The organism is Romboutsia ilealis (assembly GCF_900015215.1).
Taxonomy (GTDB): domain Bacteria; phylum Bacillota; class Clostridia; order Peptostreptococcales; family Peptostreptococcaceae; genus Romboutsia; species Romboutsia ilealis.
Window position 1 is genome coordinate 158,708 of the sequence record NZ_LN555523.1, and the last position, 21,308, is coordinate 180,015.

The 21,308-nt window shown below is 28.5% G+C and carries 19 protein-coding genes; 17 read left to right on the forward strand and 2 right to left on the reverse strand.

All coding sequences use genetic code 11. From position 1 onward, the window contains the following. Positions 1-84 precede the first annotated feature (84 nt). Positions 85-1,164 carry a serine protease HtrA gene (gene htrA, locus CRIB_RS00735; RefSeq protein WP_180702679.1) on the forward strand — a complete coding sequence of 360 codons (1,080 nt, stop codon included), beginning with the start codon at positions 85-87 and terminating at the stop codon, positions 1,162-1,164. A 70-nt stretch (positions 1,165-1,234) separates the two neighbouring features. Here htrA and feoB read toward each other — a convergent pair whose 3' ends face one another. Then, complete coding sequence (feoB, locus tag CRIB_RS00740; protein WP_180702680.1) at positions 1,235-3,169, reverse strand: ferrous iron transport protein B; 1,935 nt, start codon at positions 3,167-3,169, stop codon at positions 1,235-1,237. Positions 3,170-3,185: 16 nt separating this feature from the next. Next, entirely contained in the window at positions 3,186-3,404 is a 219-nt protein-coding gene (locus tag CRIB_RS00745; protein ID WP_180702681.1) for a FeoA family protein, read from the reverse strand. A gap of 236 nt (positions 3,405-3,640) precedes the next feature. Here CRIB_RS00745 and CRIB_RS00750 point away from each other — a divergent pair, with 236 nt between their 5' ends. The 16 genes from CRIB_RS00750 to CRIB_RS00825 all read left to right on the forward strand — a co-directional run bounded on the left by CRIB_RS00750 (position 3,641) and on the right by CRIB_RS00825 (position 21,265). Next, positions 3,641-3,805, forward strand: a complete 165-nt coding sequence (locus tag CRIB_RS00750) for an aspartyl-phosphate phosphatase Spo0E family protein (RefSeq protein WP_180702682.1) — start codon at positions 3,641-3,643, stop codon at positions 3,803-3,805. 203 nt (positions 3,806-4,008) lie between these two features. Continuing rightward, positions 4,009-4,632, forward strand: a complete 624-nt coding sequence (locus CRIB_RS00755; protein ID WP_279386154.1) for an MgtC/SapB family protein — start codon at positions 4,009-4,011, stop codon at positions 4,630-4,632. A 152-nt stretch (positions 4,633-4,784) separates the two neighbouring features. Further along, positions 4,785-6,569 carry an oligoendopeptidase F gene (gene pepF, locus CRIB_RS00760; RefSeq protein ID WP_180702683.1) on the forward strand — a complete coding sequence of 595 codons (1,785 nt, stop codon included), beginning with the start codon at positions 4,785-4,787 and terminating at the stop codon, positions 6,567-6,569. A gap of 185 nt (positions 6,570-6,754) precedes the next feature. Beyond that, entirely contained in the window at positions 6,755-7,726 is a 972-nt protein-coding gene (locus tag CRIB_RS00765; RefSeq protein ID WP_071119134.1) for a LacI family DNA-binding transcriptional regulator, read from the forward strand. A gap of 168 nt (positions 7,727-7,894) precedes the next feature. After that, positions 7,895-8,878 (forward strand): ABC transporter permease, encoded by a 984-nt coding sequence (locus CRIB_RS00770; RefSeq protein WP_286155190.1) that lies wholly within the window; start codon positions 7,895-7,897, stop codon positions 8,876-8,878. Between the two features lie 17 nt (positions 8,879-8,895). Further along, complete coding sequence (locus CRIB_RS00775) at positions 8,896-9,780, forward strand: carbohydrate ABC transporter permease (RefSeq protein WP_180702684.1); 885 nt, start codon at positions 8,896-8,898, stop codon at positions 9,778-9,780. Positions 9,781-9,814: 34 nt separating this feature from the next. After that, the gene (locus tag CRIB_RS00780; protein WP_180702685.1) at positions 9,815-11,440 is read left to right on the forward strand and encodes an ABC transporter substrate-binding protein; all 1,626 of its coding nucleotides are present in this window, start codon (positions 9,815-9,817) and stop codon (positions 11,438-11,440) included. Between the two features lie 69 nt (positions 11,441-11,509). Continuing rightward, positions 11,510-13,006: a glycoside hydrolase family 32 protein gene (locus CRIB_RS00785; protein WP_207204145.1), complete on the forward strand. Its 1,497-nt coding sequence runs from the start codon at positions 11,510-11,512 to the stop codon at positions 13,004-13,006. 1 nt (position 13,007) lies between these two features. Next, positions 13,008-13,979, forward strand: coding sequence for a carbohydrate kinase family protein (locus CRIB_RS00790; protein WP_071119137.1), 972 nt, complete (start codon positions 13,008-13,010; stop codon positions 13,977-13,979). A gap of 205 nt (positions 13,980-14,184) precedes the next feature. After that, positions 14,185-15,009, forward strand: a complete 825-nt coding sequence (locus tag CRIB_RS00795; protein WP_071119138.1) for a phosphate ABC transporter substrate-binding protein — start codon at positions 14,185-14,187, stop codon at positions 15,007-15,009. 224 nt (positions 15,010-15,233) lie between these two features. Continuing rightward, a complete protein-coding gene (gene pstC / locus CRIB_RS00800) occupies positions 15,234-16,148 on the forward strand; it encodes a phosphate ABC transporter permease subunit PstC (protein WP_180702686.1) in 915 nt (304 codons plus the stop codon). Between the two features lies 1 nt (position 16,149). Then, positions 16,150-16,974 (forward strand): phosphate ABC transporter permease PstA, encoded by an 825-nt coding sequence (pstA, locus tag CRIB_RS00805; RefSeq protein WP_180702687.1) that lies wholly within the window; start codon positions 16,150-16,152, stop codon positions 16,972-16,974. Positions 16,975-16,997: 23 nt separating this feature from the next. Next, positions 16,998-17,759: a phosphate ABC transporter ATP-binding protein PstB gene (gene pstB / locus CRIB_RS00810; RefSeq protein WP_180702688.1), complete on the forward strand. Its 762-nt coding sequence runs from the start codon at positions 16,998-17,000 to the stop codon at positions 17,757-17,759. Between the two features lie 48 nt (positions 17,760-17,807). Next, on the forward strand, positions 17,808-18,461 hold the full coding sequence (gene phoU / locus CRIB_RS00815) for a phosphate signaling complex protein PhoU (protein ID WP_180702689.1): 654 nt from the start codon (positions 17,808-17,810) through the stop codon (positions 18,459-18,461). Positions 18,462-18,711: 250 nt separating this feature from the next. After that, a complete protein-coding gene (gene gdhA, locus CRIB_RS00820) occupies positions 18,712-20,088 on the forward strand; it encodes an NADP-specific glutamate dehydrogenase (protein WP_330404894.1) in 1,377 nt (458 codons plus the stop codon). A gap of 304 nt (positions 20,089-20,392) precedes the next feature. Continuing rightward, positions 20,393-21,265, forward strand: a complete 873-nt coding sequence (locus CRIB_RS00825) for an FUSC family protein (RefSeq protein WP_180702690.1) — start codon at positions 20,393-20,395, stop codon at positions 21,263-21,265. Positions 21,266-21,308: the final 43 nt, after the last annotated feature.

The window sequence follows — 21,308 nt, forward strand, 5'->3', positions numbered from 1 at the left end:
TAATATTTATTGTTATCAAACAATAAATATTGTAAATAATAAGTAATAATATCTAAGTTAATTAAGTTAATTAGGAGGGTATTTATGGTAAATAAAAGAGGAATTGGTTTAACAGTACTTGTATGTATAATAACAAGTATACTTACTAGTTTACTTACCATAGTAGTTATGAAAAATAATATGGTGAGTAGTAATCAAAGTTCAAGTTCAAAAGAAATAGTAGTAAATGATAGTGGTAAAAGTCAAAATATATACCATGCAGTTAGTGATAAAGCGATGCCTTCTGTTGTAGGGATAACAACAACAACTATAAGTAGCAATAATATATTTGCAATACCAACTCAATCAGAAGGTGTTGGAACAGGTGTTATAGTTGATTCAAAAGGTTACATACTTACAAACTCACATGTTGTATCTGATGGGCAAGCAGTAGATGTAAAAGTACTATTTAACGATGGTAGTACTACACAAGGTAAGGTTTTATGGAATGATGCAAAGTTAGATTTAGCGGTAGTTAAAGTTGATAAAACAGGATTAACAGCTGCTGATTTAGGTGATAGTGACCAGGTAAGAGTAGGGGATATAGCAATAGCAATAGGAAATCCACTTGGTCTTGAATTCCAAAAGTCTGTTACACAAGGTATAATAAGTGGATTAGATAGAACAATTCAAACAGAAAAAGAAACTATGACAGGACTTATGCAAACTGATGCAAGTATAAACCCAGGAAATAGTGGAGGACCATTATTAAATGAAAAGGGTCAAGTAATAGGTATAAATTCAGCTAAGGTATCTTCAGCTGAAGGAATCGGATTCTCAATACCTATAAATACAGCAAAACCTATAATTGAGCAAGTTATAAAATCAGGAAATTTTGAAAAAGTTACTTTAGGTATAAAAGGTTTAGATGTAACTACATTTGAATCTGCAACAGGAACTGATTTAGCAGCAGATAAAGGTGTGTATATAGCTGAAGTTGTATCAGGTACACCAGCTCAAAAAGCAGGTATACAAACAGGAGATGTAATAGTTAAAATAGGAGACAATGAAACTCCAACTATGACAGATCTTAATAAAGCTTTATATAAATATAAATCTGGTGAAAGCACTAAGGTAACTGTAAATAGAAGTGGTAAAGAAGTAACAGTAAATATTACATTCTAATAAATAAAATAAAAGCTCATCTATTAGATTAAAATAATCGATAGATGAGCCTTTTATTTAACTAAAATTATTATTGTGCATCTTTAGATTTTTCTTCTACTTGAATAGAACACGAACTTTGACTACTACAGCTAGAACAATTACTACAACCAGATGATTTTTTATTAAACATTTTTAAAAGTATAATTGTAGCAACTAATAAGATGATGCCTCCTATAGTAAGTTCGGCTAAAGAATTATTGTTACCAGAGAATATAGCACCACCGATAATTCTAACTATAAATGCGCAAATCCAAGCAAGAGTAAATTGATATATAAGTGATATAAACATCATTTTATTTCCATATTCTTTTCTCATAGTAGCAAGTGCTGCTATACATGGAGTATATAATGCACAAAATACTAAGAATCCATAAGCTGTAACACCAGTAAACACTGTTGGTAAAACAGTATCTAAGTTACCATAAAGAACTTGCATAGTAGATATAACTATCTCCTTAGCACCAAGACCAGTTAATATAGAAACCGAACTTCTCCAATCACCAAATCCTAGTGGTGCAAATAAAGGCGTCATAAGTTTTCCTAAGTATGCTAAAAAACTATTATCCATATTTTCTGTAAATCCATTAAAATTAAATGATGATAATAACCATATAGCAACAGACATTGCGAACATAACTGTTACGACTCTTATTAAAAAACCTTTAGACTTATTCCAAGTATTTTTTAATAATGCACTTAATGTAGGTAATTTATATTCAGGTAATTCTAGTATAAATGGTTCTATATCAGTTTTAAAAGATGTTTTATTTAAAACTAAAGCTACTAATATAGCTACTACTATTCCAAGTAAATATAAAGAAGTAGTAACAAGTGCGGCATTTTTAGGGAAGAAGATAGCAACAAATACTGCATATATAGGTAACTTGGCACCACAAGTCATAAGTGGTGAAATAAGTGCTGTTATTTTTCTATCTTTTTCACTTTCTAAGGTTCTTGTAGCCATTATAGCTGGAGATGAGCAACCAAGCCCCATAACCATAGGTATAAATGCCTTACCAGATAAACCAACTTTTCTCATTATATTATCCATTAAGAAAGCAGCTCTAGACATATAACCACTATCTTCAAATAATGATATACCAAAGAATAATGTAAATATTAATGGGAAAAATGGTAAAGTACCACACACACCACCTAATACACCATCAACAATAAGTGACCTAAACCAAGGGCTAGAATTTACTAGTATACCATCAATTGGATTTGATATATAGGTTTCTATTATACCACCTAAGCCATCTTGTAAAGGGCCGCCAACCCAATCAAAGGTAAATTTGAATAATAGTAATAGAGCACCTATAAAAATAGGGTACGCTAAAAATGGGTTTAAAACTATATTATCTATTTTATCACTTAGAGATATTTTTTTATCTGAACTGGTTTTTATACATTTAGATAGTATATCTTCTAATTTTTTATATGTTTGAGTTTCATTTCCAAAATCTATATTATAGTTAGTACTTTTTCCTAATGAGTTCTTTATCTCTGATGATATTTTATCAATTCCATTTTTTTTCTTAGCTATTATAGGAACTACAGTAACTCCAAGTTCCTGTGAAAGTTTATCTGAATCAATAGATATACATTTAGACTCAGCAACATCTAACATATTAAGTAAAATAATAATAGGCTTATTAAATTTCATAAGCTGAGTTGTTAGATAAAGATTTCTAGATAGATTAGATGCATCTACAACATTAACTATAACATCCACATCTCCATTTTCTAAAAACTCTTTTGATACCTTTTCCTCATTAGAAAAAGTATCCATAGCATATATTCCAGGTAAGTCAACTATCTTTATATCATTTCCTAAAAAGCCTTCTTTTTTATCAATAGTAACACCAGGCCAGTTACCTACATATTGGTTTGAGCCAGTAAGTAGATTGAAAACTGTTGTTTTACCAACATTAGGGTTACCAAATAAAGCAACATTAATCATGTCATACCCTCCAATCTTATTTTAGTAGTATATTCTTAGCATCAGATTTTCTAAGAGCAAGATCGAAGCCTCTAAATCTAACTACAATTGGATCTCCTAAAGGAGCAATTTTTTTTATTTCTATTTCTGTATTAGTTATGCATCCTAAAGCTAATAATCTCTTAACTAATTTTTCATTTCCATATATATTATCAATGATACCCTTTTGACCTATTTTTAAATCGCAAACAGTCATAATTGACACCTCCTAATGAAATTCATTATCAAAAAGATTATAACAATAATAAATTTAAGTGTCAATCAATGTCAAGTATAGAACAGATGAGGAGAAGCATATAAATGTATTGGACTCTTAAAATAAAATTATATTTTATAAATATTTATTTTGGAGCTAAGATTATTGACATAGTATGTAAAAGTTTGTTACTATATAAACAAATAAAGAGATAAATTGGTGACCGTGGTGATTATATGGCAAATATTGAATTAGAAATGTTAAAACAGGAAATAGATGCATTGAGAGAACAAATGCATGCATATATGGAATATCCAGAGATTTTTAGAGATGAAATATTAGAATCAAGTATCAAAATTGATATATTAATAAATAAATACATGGTTTTAACCAGTAAATAGTCCGCATTAGTGGACTTTTTTTTATTGAAAGTAAAATTGTAAGGTATAATTTTAGGACTATAAATAGCAATTAAGATTGGTAATATATTATTTATTTAAGCATATAAATTTTATATTAAATACTTCTTTACAAATGAGCTTATATAAATAGATAGGAGGTAATTATTATTATAAGTAATGAGGCTATAATAATAAGATTAATAATTGCTTTAATTATTGGGGGATTGACTGGATTAGAAAGAGAAAAATCGCATCAATTTGCAGGATTTAGAACTCATATATTAGTAGCAGTGGGTTCATGTATAACATCTATAACATCATTATTATTATTTGTTCAATATGGTTCACAAACTAGTATCGATCCAGCTAGATTAACAGCTCAGGTATTATCAGGTATAGGTTTTTTAGGAGCTGGAGCAATTTTGAAAACATCAAATGGTATAAGAGGATTGACTACAGCAGCAGGTATTTGGGCTACAGCTTGTATAGGTATAGCAATAGGATATGGATATTATGTATTAAGTATTTGTGCATGGTCATTGGTAATGATAACTCTTTATATTTTAAAAAATATCGATAAAATAATTTTTAAGAAAAAGCAAACAATATTTATTGTAAAGGTAGATAGTATAAATATTATAACTATGTTATATAATATATTTCAACAATCTCAAATTAGTGTGAAAAATATAGATATAGAAAATACAGAAGGTATATATTGGAAAATAAGTTTTTTTGTAGTATATGATAGAAGAATAATATTAGACGAACTTGTAAATGAACTAAATAACTCAAAAAATATAATTAGTGTAGATTATTTACATTAAAATAATATAAAATAAGATATAGCCATAATTAAATTAGAGGTGCATGAATTAAAAAAGTGTAAAAATTATAAAAGGTTAATCTTGTGATTTACCTAAAGAAGTTATTGAAATGGTAAATCTTGATAATAAAATTGCCTATAAGGAGAGATAATATGGGAATAGATAGAAAAAATATAGATGATAAATACAAATGGAAAATAGATTTAATGTATTCAAGTAAAGAATCTATTGATAAGGATATAGAAAATATAAAATCTTATATAAATGAAATAAAGCAATATAAGGGTAAATTGTCACAAAGCAAAGAAAATCTATACGAAGCACTTAATATATACGAAAAAGCTTCACAACTATTACAAAATTTATATGTGTACACACATATGAAGCAACATGAAGATACTAGGATAAATGAAAATCAAGCGATGGCAACAAAAACAGATATGTTATCTACAGAGCTATCTACAGCATCATCATATATGGTTCCAGAAATAATATCTATAGATGAATCTAAGCTTAAAGAATATTTAGAAGATGAAAAATTATCATTCTACAAGAAATATATAGATGAGATACTAAGGGAAAAGCCTCATACATTATCAGAAAAAGAAGAAGAGATATTAGCTGCAGTTTCAGATTTAACATCAGTCCCTGAAAATGCTTATGATATGCTATCTTATGCTGATATGGAGTTTCCAGAAATAGAAAATGAAGATGGAGAAATTGTTAAATTAACTCACTCTAATTTTTCAACATTTTTAAAGAGTAAAAATAATAGAGTTAGAAAAGATGCATTTGATGCAATGTATAAAACATATGATAAATATAAAAATACTTTTGCATCTATGCTATACGGAGGTATTAAGTCAGAAATTTTTTATTCAAAAGCTAGAAAATATGAATCTGCTTTATACGCATCTTTATTCCAAGATGATATAAGCGTTGATGTTTACAACAACCTTATAAAAGCAGTTGATGAAAATTTAGATACATTAAATAGATATGTAGATATCAAAAAGAAGTTTTTAGGATTAGAGGATATACATATGTATGACTTGTATGTTCCTTTAACTGAAAGCTTTGATATGAAAATACCTTATGAAGAAGCACAAGAAATAGTACTAAATGCATTAAAACCTTTAGGTGAAGAGTATTTAGGATTAATAAAAAGAGCTTTTGAAGAAAATTGGATAGATGTTTACGAAAATGAAGGAAAACAAGGTGGAGCTTATTCTTGGGGAAGTTATGATTCACATCCTTATATATTAATGAATTATAAGGACGACCTAAACTCTTTATTTACATTAATACATGAGTTAGGACATTCTATGCACAGTTATTATTCTAAGAAAACTCAGCCTTATCTATATTCAGGTTATAAAATATTTGTAGCCGAAGTTGCATCTACATTAAATGAATTGCTTTTAATAAATTATTTATTAGAAAAAGCAGATTCAAAAGAAGAAAGAGTATATCTTCTAAATTATTACTTAGAGCAGTTTAGAACAACTGTATATAGACAAACAATGTTTGCTGAGTTTGAAAAATTAACTCATGCTAGTGTAGAGGACGGAAATCCTCTAACAGCTAAAGAATTTAACAATATATACTATGATTTAAATAAAAAATACTATGGAAATTCAACTGTAGTTGATGAACAAATTGCACTAGAATGGGCTAGAATACCTCATTTCTATTCAAATTTCTATGTGTATAAGTATGCTACAGGATTCTCTGCAGCAAGTGCATTAAGTCAAAAGATATTAACAGAAGGTAAAGTAGCTGTTGATAAATATATAGAATTTTTAAAGAGTGGAGGTTCTGATTATCCACTTAATCAATTAAAAGCAGCTGGTGTTGATATGGAAAAGAAAGAATCTGTGGATAAAGCGCTAGAAGTATTTAAAGAATTAGTAGATAAACTAGAAAAAGAATACTAATCAAAAAAATAGCTAAAAGGTTTAAGCATTATACTTGTAGTGACCATTTAAGATTATAAAAAATAGTTGTAAAATATTATTGAATTTGAAATTTATATATTTATAAAAGCTATAATGACATAAATTTACATGTATGTTATATTAATAATATACATGTAAATTTATGAGTAAAGGTAGGAGATAGGATGGCTACAATGAAAGATGTTGCCAAGAAAGCAGGTGTAGGACTAGGAACTGTATCTAGGGTAATAAATAATCATCCTAGTGTAAAAGATGCAACCAGAGTAAAAGTACAGAAAGCTATAAAAGAGTTAGATTATTCACCTAATATAATCGCTAGAAATCTAAAAGTTTCACAGTCAGAAACTATAGCATTAATAATTCCAACGATATGGCATCCATTTTTTTCCGAATTTGCTTACTATGTTGAAGAGAATGTATCTAAAAGAGGATTTAAGCTAGTGTTATGTAACTCAGATAAAAATTATCAAAAAGAAGTAGAATATCTAGAAATGTTAAAACAAAATAAGGTAGCTGGAATCATAGCTATAACTTACAATGATATTGATAATTATGTTTCTAGTAATCTACCAATAGTAAGTGTAGATAGACATTTTAGTGAAGATGTAGTGTATGTTACATCAGATAACTATAATGGTGGTAAAATGGCAGTGAATAAGTTAATCGAAAATGGATGTAAAAAATTAGCATTTATAGGAACGACGTCTACAAGACCAACGGATGTAAAAAATAGAAAAATTGGATTTAAAGATGAGTGTATCAGACAAAGTATTGAATATACTATATTTGACGAAAAAGAGCCAGTTGAAAATTTAGAAAAAAAGATAGAAAATTATATTGATGAAAATAGGGACATAGATGGTATATTTGCTATAAATGATTTTGTGGGTTTAACTATAATAAAAATACTAGGAAGAAAAGGAATTAAAATTCCAGAGGATATAAAGATTATAGGCTATGATGGTGTAAAAATGTCTACAGAACAAGAGTTTTTGATATCAACCATAAGACAACCAGTTGAGAGAATGGCTAAGTGTGCAGTAGATTCAATATTTGATATACTTGAAAATAATATTGAAAATAAAAGAAGAGTATTACCAGTAACTTATGTAAAAGGAAGCACAACAATTATTTAAAATAAAATAAATAATAAGATTAAAATTTATTGACATCGTTTTCTTGTAGTGTTAACATATAAATATAAATGAAACGTTTCCAGGAAATTGAGCTTATTCTAAATTAGAGTGAGCCTTTATTTAACAATTAAATGGAAACGTTTCAAAAAGGGGATTAGGGAGGGAATTATGAACAATACAGTAGAGATGAATTCAAACTTGATAGAAGAAAATGACACCAATGAAAAAAAATTAAAGAAAAAATCTAAATATAAGAGTAAGCTTTCAAAAATAAAAGAACAAAGACAACTATATTTGTTACTTTTACCTGCTTTTATTTTAACTATAGTATTTAAATATATACCTATGTATGGAATACTTATAGGTTTTAAAGATTACAACCCGTTATATGGAATTACAGGTAGTGAATGGGTAGGATTTAAACACTTTATGAAGTTTTTAACATCACCAAATTTTATAGATATATTTATGAATACATTAAAGTTAAGTATATTTAGCTTGATAATAAGCTTTCCAATACCAATTATAATTGCAATAATGTTAAATATGGTTAGAAGTAAGACAAATAAGAAAAATATACAACTTATTTTATACGCACCAAACTTTATATCTGTAGTAGTAGTAGTAGGTATGTTATTTATATTATTATCGCCAACAGGGCCTATTAATCAATTGGTTACTATATTTACTGGTGAACCGATTATGTTTATGTCAGATCCTAAGTATTTTAGAACTATATATATACTAAGTGGTATATGGCAAGGCGCTGGATGGTCTTCAATTATATATGTAGCTGCACTTGCAAATGTAAGTCCAGAGCTTCATGAAGCAGCGCTAATAGATGGTGCAAATATATTCCAAAGAATAAGACATATAGATTTACCAACTTTAAAGCCGTTAATGGTAATATCATTTATATTAGCAGCAGGTGGAATTATGAGTATAGGCTTTGAAAAGGCTTATCTAATGCAAACATCGATGAATATACCAACTTCAGAGATAATAGCTACATATGTATACAAGCAAGGTTTACAAGCCGGTGATTATGGTTATTCAACAGCTATCGGATTATTTAATACAATAATAAATGTTATATTACTACTTACAGTAAATAAAGTTGTAAAACATATAAATGAAGGTGAAGGGTTATAAGAAAGGGGGGAATTTATATGAGAGTATACAATAGTAAATTAGATAGAATTGTATATAAGTTAAATGGAATTTTGATGTGTGGGGTAGTTATATCTATATTATATCCACTTATATACATACTAATAGCATCGTTTACAGATCCAACAACATTACTTAATGAAGGTATTAGTTTTAATTTTTCAGAGTGGACCTTAGAAGGATATATAACTATATTATCAGATCCTGCAATGATTAAAGGGTTTGTAAACTCATTTATATATTCCACATTATTTGCACTTATTAGTGTATCTACATCTATAATGGCAGGATATGCTTTAGCACAAAAAGAGTTAGTAGGAAGACGTTTTATATCGAATATATTTGTAGTTACAATGTTCTTTGGAGGGGGACTAATACCAACCTATCTATTAATAAAGGGCTTAGGGATGTTAGATACTATATGGGCCATAATTTTACCTGGAGCTGTAAATGTATGGAACATAATTCTTTCAAGAACGTATTTCCAAAGTTTACCTAACGAATTAAAGGAGTCAGCTAAAATAGATGGAGCGAATGATTTACAAGCATTTACAAAAATAATATTACCGCTTGCAAAACCTATAATATTAGTTTTAGTATTATATGCATTTGTTGCTCAGTGGAACTCATATTTTGATGCAATGATATATTTAAAAAATGATGATTTAGCACCACTTCAATTAGTGTTAAGAAGGATACTTATACAAAATGAACCAATGCCTGGTATGATATCTGATCAATTAGCTCTAGCAGAGTTAAAGAGATTATCAGAAATGATAAAATATGCAGCAATAGTAATATCGAGTTTACCGCTTATGATAATGTATCCATTTTTCCAAAAGTATTTTGAGGAAGGTGTAATGGTAGGATCGATAAAAGGTTAAGTTTTATATATAAATTATTAGGGGAGTGTTAAAAATGAAAAAACCAAAAAGATTGATAGCTTTAGTATTAGCAACAGGATTAGTAGTAGTTTCATTAACAGGATGTTCTTCATCTAAAACAGGAGATGCTGTAGGTCTTGGAAGTCCAGCCTATAATCTTGAAAATGTAGAATTTCCATTAAAAGAACAAGTAACACTAAATATAATGACTCAAAGTTCACCATTAGCACCACAAGACCCAAATGAAAAATTAATATATAAAAGATTACAAGAAAAAACAAACTTAAAAATCAACTGGACAAATTACACTTGGGATGAGTATGGAGAAAAGAGAAATCTAGATATAGCAGCAGGAGATATACCAGATGCTATACTTCATGCAGGTATGAGTGACTATGATTTACTTAAATATGCTGACCAAGGAGTAATAGTTCCCATAGAAGATTTGATAGATAATTATATGCCTAATTTAAAAAAGGTGCTTGATGAAAATCCAGAATATAGGAAAATGATAACAGCTCCAGATGGTCATATATACTCATTTCCATGGATAGAAGAACTTGGAGATGGTAAAGGAAGTATACAAACTGTAGATTGTACTCCATGGATAAATAAAGCTTGGTTAGATGAATTAGGATTACCAATACCAACTACTACAGAAGAATTACAAACAGCATTAAAAGCATTTAAAGACCAAGATCCTAATAAAAATGGTAAAGCAGATGAGATACCAATGTCATTTATTATAAATGATGGTCAAAATGACCCAGCATATTTATTTGGTTCATTTGGACTTGGAGATAACTGGGATCACACTATAGTTGATAATGATGGAAAGGTAATATTAACAGCAAGAGAAGAAGGATACAAAAATGCTATAAATTATTTACATGGTTTATATAAAGAAGGGTTAATTGATGCTGAAGCATTTGAACAAGATTGGAACACATATCTTGCTAAAGGTAAAGATAAGAGATATGGATTGTATTTTACTTGGGATAAAGCAAATATAACAGGTCCAGGAGATGATTATGTATTATTACCACCACTTAAAGGACCAGATGGAACACAAAATGTAGCTAGAACTAATGGTATAGGATTTGATAGAGGTAGAATGGTTATAACAACAGCTAATAAAAACTTAGAATTAACAGCTAAATGGATAGATGAATTATATAATCCAATACAATCAGTTCAAAATAACTGGGGTACATATGGTGATGATAAACAAGCTAATATATTTGAATATGATGAAGAAAACAACATGTTAAAACATTTAGATTTAAATGGAGCGGCTCCACATGAAGTTAGACAAAAATCAGAAGTTGGAGGACCTTTAGCTATACTAAATGAGTATTATGGAAAAGTTACTACTATGCCAGATGATGCAGCATGGAGATTAGAACAAATAAATACTTTAGTACCGTATATGTATGCAGAGAATATATATCCTAGTGTATTTTTCTCTAAAGAAGAGTTAGATAAGCTATCAACAATACAAACAGACTTATTTGATTATATAAATAGAATGAGAGCTGAATGGATAGTAAATGGAAAAGCAGATAAAGATTGGGACGCATACTTAAAAGAATTAGATAGACTTGGATATAGTCAATGGTTAGAAATAAAACAAGCAGGGTACGATAGAACAGCTAAATAGATAATAAAAATAAGGTCTGATAATTTAGTTTCAGACTTTATTATTTAGAAATGAGGGGGAGAAAATAGAGTGAGTGTAATAGTTAAAGAAGATAAATTAAAACAAGCTAATTCTTATGTCAAAAATAATAGAGAAAAAGTTGATAATACATACAGACAAAAGTACCATATAATGCCACCAATAGGATGGATGAATGATCCTAATGGATTTTCATATTACAATGGAGAATATCATTTGTTTTATCAATATAATCCATACAGTTCAATGTGGGGATCTATACACTGGGCACATGTAAAAAGTAAAGATTTAGTAAATTGGGAATACTTAGATATAGCTATAGCACCAGATGAAGCTTATGATATAAGCGGATGTTTTTCAGGAAGTGCAATAGAAAAAGATGGAAAGCTGTATTTAATGTATACTGGGAATCAAGACCCAGGCGGATTTGAGAACTTAAGACAAGTTCAATGCATAGCAGTATCAGAAGATGGAATAAACTTCACAAAATATGAAAATAACCCTGTAATCGATAGTACAAAGTTACCTAAAGAAGCAATAATACAAGATTTTAGGGACCCTAAAGTATACAAAAAAGGAGATAAATATTATTCTGTAATAGGATCTAGAAACCTTGATGACAGTGGACAAATATTATTATATAGTTCTGATGATTTATTAAATTGGAATTATGAAGGTAATATACTTCAAAGTAACAATGAATTTGCAAAGATGTGGGAGTGTCCAGATTTATTTGAATTAGATAATAAAGATATTCTTATTATGTCACCTCAATTTTTAGAACCTAGAGGAAATAAATATTGGAATCTACATTCAAGTTCATATATGATAGGAAATTTAGATTATAAAAATAATAAATATAACTTAGAAAAAGTTGAAGAAATTGATTATGGATTTGATTTTTATGCACCACAAACATTAATTGACAATAAAGGCAGAAGAATAATGATAGCTTGGATGCAAATGTGGGATAGAAAATTCCCTACTAATGAATTAGGTCATAATTGGGCAGGATGTATGACTATACCAAGAGAGTTAAAATTAGTCGATGACAAGTTATATCAATTACCAGTGGAAGAGCTTAAAGTTTTAAGAAAGAATGAAGTAAGTTATAAAGATATAAATATAAAAGATAATAAGAGCTTAGAGGGAATAAAAGGACAATGTATAGAACTAGAATTAGAAGTTGATATGAAGAACTCTAATGAGTTTGAAATACTTTTAATGAAAGGTAATAATCAAGAAACATCAATAAAATATAATAAAATAGATGAATTATTAGTTTTTGATAGAAGTAAAAATGGTAAGGCTTTAGGTGGAGGCGAAAAGGAAGTAAGAACTTACAGACAAACAGAAGCAAATCTTATTGATAATAAATTAAAGTTAAATATATTTATAGATAGAATGTCTGTTGAAATATTTATAAATGATGGAATAAAAACTATGTCGTCGACAGTTTATCCAGATAAAGATAGTGATAATATAGAATTCTATTGTGATAAAGAAGCTATATTAGATATTAAAAAGTGGGATATGGAGGTTAAGTAACATGCCAAAGGTATTTACTATTGGAGAAGCGCTTATAGACTTTGTTCCCATTGAAAGTGGAAAAGGATTAAAAGATATATCAGGATTTAAAAAATTACCTGGAGGTGCACCAGCAAATGTATCAGCTTGTGTTGCTAAACTTGGAGGAGAAAGTGCATTTATAGGAATGCTTGGAGATGATGGTTTTGGTGATTTTTTAGTTGAAACACTAGCATCTGAGAATGTAGACACAAGCTATATAAAAAGAACTACTAAAGCTAATACAGGTCTTGCATTTGTAGCATTAAGTAGTGAAGGAGAAAGAGAATTTTCTTTTTACAGAAATCCAAGTGCAGATATGTTACTTAGTGAATATGATATAGAAAAGTCTTGGTTTAAGGATGGAGATATACTACATTTTTGTTCAGTGGATTTAATAGAATCTCCTGTTAAGTATGCTCATAAAAAAGCTATAGAGTATGTAAAGTCAGTAGGTGGACTGATATCTTTTGATCCTAATGTTAGAAAAAATCTATGGAATGATTTAGATGAATGTAGAAAAACTATAAATGAATTTATACCATATGCTAATATATTGAAAATTAGTGATGAGGAACTTGAATTTATAACAGAAATGAATAATGTAGAAGAGGCCATAAAGTCATTGTTTGTTGGTGATGTAGAAATTATATTGTATACAAAAGGAAAAGATGGGGTAGATATATACACTAAAGAAAAATATATAAGTGTAGATGGATTTAAAGTTGAGTGTATAGATACAACTGGTGCAGGTGATTCATTTATAGGAGCTTTTTTATATAAATTATCACGAGAAGAAGTAAATCTAAAAAATGATAATCAATTAAAAGATATAGGTATTTTTTCAAATAAAGTAGCAGCACTTACAACTACAAAATTTGGAGCAATAAGTGCTTTACCGAATATAGAAGATGTGAACAATTCAGAATTAGAAGTTAGTTTCTCTTTAAACTAGATTAATACTAAAAGGCTATTATGAGTAAATTAAATTACTTTATAATAGCCTTTTAGTATTCTTATATTTACACAATCTTAACATTATTTACATTCACTTAACCAATTCATAATATTCATTTAACAAAATAATTGTAATATTAAATTGTAAAGATAAGGAATTAAACAATTTGAAATAAATTTTAAATTTAATGGAGGAATGTAATATGTTAAATAAGAGAGTAGCAACACTTTTAATAGGGACTATATTAATGGGATCATTAGCGGTAGGATGTGGTTCATCAGATAGTTCAAATTCAAACAAGATTACAATATCAGGATCAACATCAGTAGGACCAGTAGTTGAAATATTAGGAGAAGATTTTGAAGCTAAAAATGAAGGTGTAAGTATAGAAGTTCAACAAATAGGTTCTTCAGCAGGTATAAAAAATGCTATAGATGGAACTTCACAAATAGGTATGGCATCAAGAGATTTAAAAGATGAAGAAAAGGCAGCAGGATTAAAAGAAACTCAAATAGCTATAGATGGAATAGCTGTTATAACTAATAAAAATAATACAGTAAAAGATTTAACTTTAGAGCAAGTAAAAGACATATATACAGGAAAAATAACTAACTGGAAAGAAGTTGGAGGAAATGATGCTCCTATAGTAGTTGTATCTAGAGAAGATGGTTCTGGAACTCGTGATGGATTCCAAGAAAATGTTGGATTCGAATCAGAAGAATTAACTAAGGATGCTCAAATAAGTGATGGTTCAGGAAATATAAAATCAATAGTTGAAGGAAATGAAAATGCAATAGGATATATTTCTTTTGGATATGTTGATGAAAATGTAAATGCATTAACTATAGATGGTGTTGAATTAAATGCTGAAAATGTAAAAAATGATAGCTATGCTATAGCGAGACCATTCTTATTTGTTAATAAAGAAGATGTAATAACTGAACAAGGTAAAAATTTCATAGATTTCATATTAAGTGAAGAAGGACAAAATGTAGTAGAAGAAAATGGATTTATAAGTGTAAACTAATATACATAAAGTACTATGCAATTAATATTGTATAGTACTTTTTTATATTTAAAGTAATTTACATTTTATCGTTTGTAATATACTCATTCAATTGGATTAAAAACTTAACATAAACTTAACTTTATAACATAAATCTAACATAAACCTAATATAGATTTAACTTTTAAAAGTTATTATTTAATTATAGAAAATTAATAGAATTAATTTAAAGGAGAGATTGATTTATGTTGGAAAAAACTCAATCAACAGAAATTGAGAATATATACAATAGGGATAAAAATAAATACATTTTAGAGAAAGTATCAAAGAATATATTCTTTATAAGTTCATTAATAGCAGTTTTAAGCTTACTGTTAATAATCGGATTTGTATTTTATAAAGGATTAACACCATTTATATTCAAGGGATATTCTTTCATAGATTTCTTTACTGGAAGCGATTGGTTGCCAGGAAGTGATAAATTTGGTATAGCAACGATGGTTGTAGCATCAATAGTTGCTACAGTAGGAGCACTTATAATAGGGGTTCCAATTGGAATATTAACAGCAGTATTTATAGCTGAAGTTGCTCCAAAGAAGGTAGCGAAAATTATATCACCAGCAGTTGAATTATTAGCAGGTATACCATCAGTATTATACGGAATATTTGGATTAGCAGTTATAGTGCCTAATATACAAAATATATTTAATTTACCAAAGGGACAAAGTTTACTTGCTGTAATAATAGTTTTATCGATAATGATGTTACCAACCATAATATCAGTATCAGAAACAGCAATAAGAGCAGTTCCAAAGGCTTATAAAGAAGGTTCTTTAGCACTTGGAGCATCTAAGATAGAAACAATATTTAAAGTTGTATTACCAGCAGCTAAGTCAGGAATTTTAGCAGCTGTAGTATTAGGAATTGGTAGGGCTTTAGGTGAAACAATGGCAGTTATACTTGTAGCAGGAAATTCACCAGTTATGCTATCATCATTAATGGATAGTGTAAGACCACTTACGACTAATATAGCGTTAGAGATGGGATACGCATTTGGAACTCATCAAGAAATGCTATTTGCAACAGGTGTTGTATTATTTACATTCATACTAATATTAAACCTAGTATTAAATAAACTTTCAAACAAGGCGGGAAATTAATATGAGAAAGTTAAAAGAGAATTTATTAAAGTCATTAATTTATTTATCAGCATTTTTCACAGTATCAATGCTTGTAGTAATTGTAGGATATATATTTATAAAAGGAATTGGTGGAATAAATCTATCATTCTTAACAAGTAATTATTCAGCTAATGGAAGTGGAGGAATACTTCCAATGATAGTAACAACATTATATACAGTTATACTTTCTATAGCAATAGCTACACCTATAGGAATTTTGTCTGCTATATATTTACAGGAATATGCTAAAAAGGGAAAATTAGTAAATGCAATAAGATTTGCAACGGAAAGCTTAGCAGGAATACCATCTATAATATATGGATTATTTGGTGGAATTTTCTTCGTAGTAGTTTTAAATTTAAAATATTCAATATTATCAGGAGCTCTTACTGTAGCGATAATAATATTACCGGTAATAATAAGAACAACAGAAGAAGCTTTAAAGACAGTTCCAGATGGATATAGAGAAGCATCTTTAGCTTTAGGATCAACTAAATTCCAAACCTTATATAAGGTAGTATTACCAAGCGCAATACCAGGAATTTTATCAGGAGTAATATTATCGGTAGGTCGTGTAATAGGAGAATCGGCTGCAATATTATTAACAGCTGGTACAGTAGCACAAATGCCAGGCGGTATATTTGATAGTGCTAGAAACTTAACTGTACATGCGTATCTTTTAACGAAAGAAAAAGGAGATATAGCATCAGCAGCTAGTATAGGAATTGTTTTAATATTTATAGTATTACTTTTAAATACTGTTGCTAAAGCTATAGCAAAGAAATTAAATAAAGCGAATTATTAATTAATATATCATGAGGTGTAGATATGAGTTTAGATAACGTTAAATTAAGTATAAAGAATTTAGATTTATTCTATGGAGAGAATCAAGCATTAAAAGATATAAATATAGATATAAAAGAAAATAAAGTCACAGCTTTAATAGGCCCATCTGGATGTGGAAAATCAACTTTTCTAAGAACGTTAAATAGAATGAATGACTTAATAGAAAATGTAACAATAAAAGGGAAAATAGAGGTTGATGGAGAAGATATATATCAAACTGAAGATGTTATAAAATTACGTACTAAAGTAGGTATGGTATTCCAAAAGCCAAATCCATTTCCAATGAGTATATATGATAATATAGCGTACGGTCCTCGTATACATGGAATAAGAGATAAGAAAACTTTAGATAAAATAGTTGAAGAAAGTTTAAGAGGTGCAGCTATATGGGACGAAGTAAAGGATAGATTAAAAACATCAGCACTTGGTTTATCTGGAGGTCAACAGCAACGTATATGTATAGCTAGAGCTATAGCTATGAAGCCAGAAGTAATATTAATGGATGAACCTACATCTGCTCTAGACCCAATTTCAACATCTAAAGTGGAGGAATTAATAGAAGAGTTAAAGAAAGACTATACAATTGTAATAGTAACTCATAACATGCAACAAGCTGCGCGTATATCTGATGACACTGCATTTTTCTTAAATGGAGTATTAGTAGAATATAGTGAAACAAAAGATATGTTTACAGCTCCTCAAGATAAGAGAACAGAAGACTATATAACAGGGAGATTCGGATAAAATTTAAGTAATAATAATTATAAATTAAATAAATTAAAGGGGAGCAATATGTTGAATACAAATTTAGGACTGAGTATAGATACTTTAAAACAATATACTATAAATATGATAGATCAATGTGATAGGATATTAGATTTATCTGTTAAGTGTATGTTAAATCAAGATATTGAAGGATGCAAAAAAGTAATAAATCAAGACGATAAAATAGACGAATTAAGAGAATATATAAGAGACAGGAGTATTGAGCTATTAGCATTAAAGCAGCCAATGGCTAAAGATTTAAGATATATATATGCATTAGGATCTATAGCAATAGAATTAGAGCGTATAGGTGATTATGCAGTAAATATAGCGGAAGAAAGTATAAAAATAGGTCAAGATAAATATATAAAAGATTTAATTGATATACCTAAGATGTATGAAGAATGTAAAAAGATGATTTTAGGAGTAAAAGAATCTTTAGAAAATGAAGATGAGGATTTAGCAAGAGAAATAGCTTTAAATGATGACAACGTAGATAGTTTATATGATAGAGTTCAAGAGGATTGTTTAAAAATAATGAATGACAATCCTCAGACTATAAATCAAGGTGTAAATCTTTTATTCATAGGAAGGTATCTTGAAAGAATAGGAGACCATACGACTAATATATGTGAAAAGATAATTTTTGCAATTAAAGGAGAAATGATAGAAATAGGATAAGGCATTAGCTTTATCCTATTTTTATATGTTTTGAAATTAAATAATATATGAATAATTTTGCAATGATTATAATAGAAATAACTATAAAGATAAGGTAGTTTTTATTATGTATTTTAGATATAGCTGGAATGTATATAAAACCTTGAATAGAAAAATTGAAATAAATTTTAACGAAAAGCTATTAAAAATACTTTCAAAATCCAATAAAATTTAATTGAAATGTGTTTTTATATAAAAGGGGGCTGTTAAAATGGGATTTGAAGTTAAAGATACTATTGAAATACAAGCTAGAGAAACTATAGAGAGAGTTATAGAACAAGTAAAGGTTAGAAATATAGGTGAGAGTGAATTTCATCAAACGATAGAAGAAGTATTACATTCGTTAGAACCTGTATTAGTTAAGCATCCAGAGTATATAAAACAAAATATACTAGAGAGAATAGTTGAACCTGAGAGACAAATAATGTTTAGAGTTCCTTGGGTAGATGATAATGGAAATATACAAGTTAATAGAGGTTTTAGAGTCCAATTTAATAGCGCTATAGGACCATATAAAGGTGGGCTTAGATTTCACCCATCAGTTAACTTAAGTATAATAAAATTCTTAGGATTTGAGCAAATATTTAAAAATTCTTTAACTGGATTACCTATAGGTGGAGGTAAAGGTGGTTCAGACTTCAACCCTAAAGGAAAATCAGATAATGAAATAATGAGGTTTTGTCAAAGTTTTATGACTGAATTATGCAGACATATAGGTCCAGATGTAGATGTTCCAGCTGGAGATATAGGGGTTGGTCCAAGAGAAATAGGATACTTATTTGGACAATATAAGAGATTGAGAAATTCTTATGATGCTGGAGTTTTAACAGGTAAAGGATTAACTTATGGTGGATCTTTAGTCAGAAAAGAAGCTACTGGATTTGGAGTTATATATTTTGTAGATGAAATGTTAAATTATTATGGTCAAAGTTTCGAAAATAAGAGAGTTGTAATTTCAGGATCTGGAAATGTTGCTATATATGCAGCAGAAAAGGCTATGGTTTATGGGGCTAAAGTAGTTGCAATGAGTGATTCTTCAGGATACATAGTAGATGAAGATGGAATAGATTTAAATTTAATTAAGCAAATAAAAGAGTCAGAAAGAAAGAGAATAAAGGAATATGTAGCTAGAAAAGAAGGCTCTCAGTATTTTGAAGGGCAAAAGGGAATATGGACAGTTAAGTGTGATATAGCTCTTCCGTGTGCTACTCAAAATGATATAAACTTAGATGATGCTAAAATATTAGTCGAAAATGGAACTACAGTAATAGGAGAAGGTGCTAATATGCCTTGTACAAGAGAAGCTGTAGAATACTTTTTAGAAAAAGGATTATTAATAGCTCCAGCAAAGGCTGCAAATGCAGGTGGGGTTGCAACTTCAGCACTTGAGATGTCTCAAAATAGTATGAGAATATCTTGGACATTTGAAGAAGTAGATGAAAAATTACATGAAATAATGAAAAATATATTCAAAGCATCTAAAGAAGCTGCTGAAGAATATGGATTTCCAGGCAATTATGTGATTGGAGCAAATATAGCAGGATTTTTAAAGGTTGCAGATGCAATGATGAGTCAAGGAATAATATAACTGTATAATAAGTTATTAAAATACCAGATGAAAATCTGGTATTTTTTACGTATAAGTAAATTAGGATATAAAATCTTTTTTTGTAACTTATAAATATAAATAATATCAATAACTTCAGCAAATTAAAAAATGACATTTTAAAATGTTTCTCACACGCAGTCGATCAAGCGAAGAGAATTTTTTATTAAGCGAACTTATGAAATTATGAAAAAATTAATAATGATTAAGATTTAAATGAATTATTTGTGTTATTATAGTAAAATTAATAGTTGACAAAGTATTTATATCATTAGGAGGGAACAAAGTGAAGTTGCAGAAGATTGGTATGAGAACTGTGAAAACAGGGATTGCTGTTTCTCTTTGTACGCTATTAGCACAGTATTTAGTGCAAAATCCAATGTTTGCAGGAGTAGGGTGTGTAGCCTCAGTACAAGATACAGTAAAAGGATCTTTAAAGCTAGGATTTAATAGAGTAAAGGGAACAATGATAGGTGGATTAGTAGGTTTTTTATGTGTACTAATTAAACCAGGAGACCCTATATTAGGCGGCATCGGAATAATGGCGACTATATATGGTTGTACAATACTTGGAATAAATTCAGGTATAATAGTTTCTAGTGTAACATTTTTATCGATACATTTAGGTATTATAACATCAAATCCAGCGTATTATTCTATACACAGAGTAATGGATACATCTGTGGGTGTTGTTATAGGTGTAATCATAAACTATATATTAGCAAGGCCTGATTATTTAGAATTAACTGATAAAAGCCTAGATAATGCTAGAAAAGTTGTAGGAGAGTGTGTTAAATCTGGAATAATAAATAATGGAGTTTTTGATAGAGAAAGACTAAGAAAAAAAATTAGTAAATTAGAGACAATCTATTCTAAATTAATTGATGAAATGAAATATACTAAAAATCAGGTAAATATAGAAATTATAGAAAATGAGATTTCATTATATAAATCAATAAATCATCATATTAAATCTATACAACTTATTGATGAAGAGATATATATAAATAATGAAAATTATTTAAAAATTAAAGAAATGTATAATATAGATATTTTAAATTGGAAATTGGATAATGATAAAAGTCCAGTATTCAATTATCATTTATCGAAGATATTAGAAAAAATAGAAACAATAGATACTTTAAAAAGTATAATTTAAAACATTGTAAATAAAGTACAGTACCTTCACAAATTTTAATTAA

Excerpts from the sequence above, each read along its gene's own strand:
- htrA (WP_180702679.1), top strand. The coding sequence starts at position 85 with ATGGTAAATAAAAGAGGAATTGGTTTAACAGTACTTGTATGTATAATA.
- feoB (WP_180702680.1), bottom strand. The coding sequence starts at position 3,169 with ATGATTAATGTTGCTTTATTTGGTAACCCTAATGTTGGTAAAACAACA.
- CRIB_RS00745 (WP_180702681.1), bottom strand. The coding sequence starts at position 3,404 with ATGACTGTTTGCGATTTAAAAATAGGTCAAAAGGGTATCATTGATAAT.
- CRIB_RS00750 (WP_180702682.1), top strand. The coding sequence starts at position 3,641 with ATGGCAAATATTGAATTAGAAATGTTAAAACAGGAAATAGATGCATTG.
- pepF (WP_180702683.1), top strand. The coding sequence starts at position 4,785 with ATGGGAATAGATAGAAAAAATATAGATGATAAATACAAATGGAAAATA.
- CRIB_RS00765 (WP_071119134.1), top strand. The coding sequence starts at position 6,755 with ATGGCTACAATGAAAGATGTTGCCAAGAAAGCAGGTGTAGGACTAGGA.
- CRIB_RS00770 (WP_286155190.1), top strand. The coding sequence starts at position 7,895 with ATGAACAATACAGTAGAGATGAATTCAAACTTGATAGAAGAAAATGAC.
- CRIB_RS00775 (WP_180702684.1), top strand. The coding sequence starts at position 8,896 with ATGAGAGTATACAATAGTAAATTAGATAGAATTGTATATAAGTTAAAT.
- CRIB_RS00780 (WP_180702685.1), top strand. The coding sequence starts at position 9,815 with ATGAAAAAACCAAAAAGATTGATAGCTTTAGTATTAGCAACAGGATTA.
- CRIB_RS00790 (WP_071119137.1), top strand. The coding sequence starts at position 13,008 with ATGCCAAAGGTATTTACTATTGGAGAAGCGCTTATAGACTTTGTTCCC.
- CRIB_RS00795 (WP_071119138.1), top strand. The coding sequence starts at position 14,185 with ATGTTAAATAAGAGAGTAGCAACACTTTTAATAGGGACTATATTAATG.
- pstC (WP_180702686.1), top strand. The coding sequence starts at position 15,234 with ATGTTGGAAAAAACTCAATCAACAGAAATTGAGAATATATACAATAGG.
- pstA (WP_180702687.1), top strand. The coding sequence starts at position 16,150 with ATGAGAAAGTTAAAAGAGAATTTATTAAAGTCATTAATTTATTTATCA.
- pstB (WP_180702688.1), top strand. The coding sequence starts at position 16,998 with ATGAGTTTAGATAACGTTAAATTAAGTATAAAGAATTTAGATTTATTC.
- phoU (WP_180702689.1), top strand. The coding sequence starts at position 17,808 with ATGTTGAATACAAATTTAGGACTGAGTATAGATACTTTAAAACAATAT.
- gdhA (WP_330404894.1), top strand. The coding sequence starts at position 18,712 with ATGGGATTTGAAGTTAAAGATACTATTGAAATACAAGCTAGAGAAACT.